We start from the raw sequence: 936 nt of genomic DNA, 5'->3' as shown, positions 1-936 counted from the left end.
TGAATTCGGTAACCCGATGAGGGCCCCTAGTCCAAACAGTGCTCTACCTCCAATACTCTTATCTTGAGGCTAGCCCTAAAGCTATTTCGGAGAGAACCAGCTATCTCCAAGTTCGATTGGAATTTCTCCGCTACCCACACCTCATCCCCGCACTTTTCAACGTGCGTGGGTCCGGGCCTCCAGTAAGTGTTACCTTACCTTCACCCTGGACATGGGTAGATCACCTGGTTTCGGGTCTACGACCCTATACTTATTCGCCCTATTCAGACTCGCTTTCGCTACGGCTCCAGTTTCCACTTTAACCTTGCATAGGATCGTAACTCGCCGGTTCATTCTACAAAAGGCACGCCATCACACATAATTGTGCTCTGACTACTTGTAAGCACACGGTTTCAGGTACTCTTTCACTCCCCTTCCGGGGTACTTTTCACCTTTCCCTCACGGTACTGGTTCACTATCGGTCACTAGGGAGTATTTAGCCTTGGGAGATGGTCCTCCCAGCTTCCGACGGAATTTCACGTGTTCCGCCGTACTCAGGATCCACTCAGGAGAGAACGAGAGTTTTGATTACAGGGTTGTTACCTTCTCTGACGGACCTTTCCAGATCGCTTCATCTACTCCGTTCTTTTATCACTCCGTATTGAGTGTCCTACAACCCCAAGAGGCAAGCCTCTTGGTTTGGGCTCTTCCCGTTTCGCTCGCCGCTACTCAGGGAATCGAAGTTTCTTTCTCTTCCTCCAGGTACTTAGATGTTTCAGTTCCCTGGGTGTGCCTTCCTTACCCTATGAATTCAGATAAGGATCCTCTTCCATTACGAAGAGGGGGTTTCCCCATTCGGAAATCTCCGGATCAAAGCTTACTTACAGCTCCCCGAAGCATATCGGTGTTAGTCCCGTCCTTCATCGGCTCCTAGTGCCAAGGCATCCACCGTGCGCC

The 936-nt window shown here is 50.5% G+C and carries 1 rRNA gene; it reads right to left on the bottom strand.

The features are described 5' to 3' along the window. Nucleotides 1–936 (bottom strand): 23S ribosomal RNA (locus ACR0I0_RS20570); the annotation flags it as partial.

The organism is Ruegeria sp. AG6, assembly GCF_056541565.1.
The sequence above is the reverse complement of the archived record's forward strand: the minus strand, read 5'-3'. Positions and strand labels throughout refer to the sequence as shown.